The organism is Pseudomonas sp. PS02303 (assembly GCF_029959925.1).
Classification (GTDB): Bacteria; Pseudomonadota; Gammaproteobacteria; order Pseudomonadales; family Pseudomonadaceae; genus Aquipseudomonas; species Aquipseudomonas mandelii.
On the sequence record NZ_JASCOM010000494.1, the window covers coordinates 1 to 1,804 of the forward strand.

Sequence of the window (1,804 nt, forward strand, 5' to 3'; positions counted from 1 at the left end):
GCGGTGGGTCAGACAACGACGCTGTTGAATGTGAAACCGCATTCGCGAGCAGGCTCGCTCCCACATTGGTTGTGTGTTGTTGGTGGAAACGGTCAGGCTGGCTGAAGCTTGCGCTCAAACACCGCCACCCCATCCAGATCCCGCAACACCACACTCATCTCCCCCGTCTGCCCATCGATATTCACCTCGCCAAAAAACTGGAACCCGGCAAACGGCGAGGTGTTCTGCGCCGGTGGTGCTTTCTCGAAAACCACCTCGGGCCCGAAGGTCTTGTCCAGCGGATTGGGTCCGAAGCTCCCGGCATTCAACGGCCCGGCCACAAATTCCCAGAACGGTTCGAAGTCCTGGAATGCGGCGCGGTCCGGGTGGTAATGGTGGGCTGCGCAGTAATGCACATCGGCCGTCAGGAACACGTAATTGCGCACCTGCTGCGCCCGTAAAAAGCCCAAGAGTTCAGCGATTTCCAGCTCACGCCCCTGGGCCGGTCCTGGATCACCGTTGGCCACTGCTTCCCAGCGCGCGACACCGGGGCTGACTTCTCCGTCGGGGACGCCGAGGCCGATCGGCATGTCGGCGGCGATGACCTTCCATTGAGCACTGGAGGCTTTCAATGAAGCCTTGAGCCAGTCGAGTTGCTCACGACCGAGAAACGGTTTGGCAGTGCCGAGGTTGTCGTCATTGGCTTCGCGATAGCTGCGCATGTCCAGCACGAACACATCCAGCATCGGCCCGTAGCCGAGCTTGCGATAAATCCGCCCGCCGCCATCGGCGCTCTGCAAACGCATGGGCGCATATTCGAGCCAGGCCTGGCGGGCGCGACCGACCAGGCTGTGGATATCTTTGCTCTTGTAGCGCTCATCCAATTGCTTGCCCGGTGACCAGTTGTTCACCACTTCGTGGTCATCCCACTGCCAGATCTGCGGGACTTCGGCGTTGAAGCGACGGATGTTCTCGTCCATCAGGTTGTAGCGGTAGTTGCCGCGATAATCGTCGAGTGTCTCGGCGACCTTGCTCTTGGCTTCGCTGGTGATATTGCGCCACACCCGGCCGCTTTCGGTGGCCAGTTGCGCCGGCACCGGGCCGTCAGCGTAGATGGTGTCGCCGCTGTGGATAAAGAAGTCGGGCAGGCGCAGACGCATGGCTTCGTAGATGCGCATGCCGCCAATGTCCGGGTTGATGCCGAAGCCTTGGCCAACGGTGTCGCCGCTCCAGACAAAACGGAGGTCGCGCCGGGTTTGCGGCACGCTGCGCAAATGACCGAACCAGGGTTCACTGGTGACACCGCTTTGGGCGTCTTCGAAATACACGCGATAGAAAATCGCCTGATCGGCCGGCAGCCCCGTGAGCTCGACCCGTGCGGTGAAATCGCTGCGCGCATCGGCCAATGGCGAGACGAATCGGCGTGGGTTGCCAAACAGGCTGCGGGTGTCCCATTCGACCACCATCCGCGCCGGTCGGTCGCTGCGGCTCCAGATCATCGCCCGGTCGCCCATCAGATCGCCGGACTGCACGCCATCGGTGAGCTGCGGACGGTCCTTGACCGAGGCGATAACGGCCGGCGCCAGCCCTGGAAGCAATAGCCCGGCGCCGACGGCTTGCATGACACGGCGACGGCCGAGGTCGAATTCGCTCATGGTGTTCTCCCTGAAAAGGAAAACTAAAGCACGTGCGCATGAAACCGGTGTGACACCGCCCCCCCTGCAGGAGCGAGGCTTGCCCGCGAAGGCGATCTGACAGACACCTGTTTGTTGAATGTTAAACCGTCTTCGCGGGCAAGCCTAGCTCCTACAACGTGGTGTCAGGC

Annotated in this window: 1 protein-coding gene; it reads right to left on the minus strand. The window is 61.6% G+C overall.

Annotated elements, in window-relative coordinates:
- Positions 1 to 92 precede the first annotated feature (92 nt).
- Entirely contained in the window at positions 93 to 1,634 is a 1,542-nt protein-coding gene (locus tag QMX98_RS34425; protein ID WP_102593602.1) for an alkaline phosphatase D family protein, read from the minus strand.
- Positions 1,635 to 1,804 lie beyond the last annotated feature (170 nt).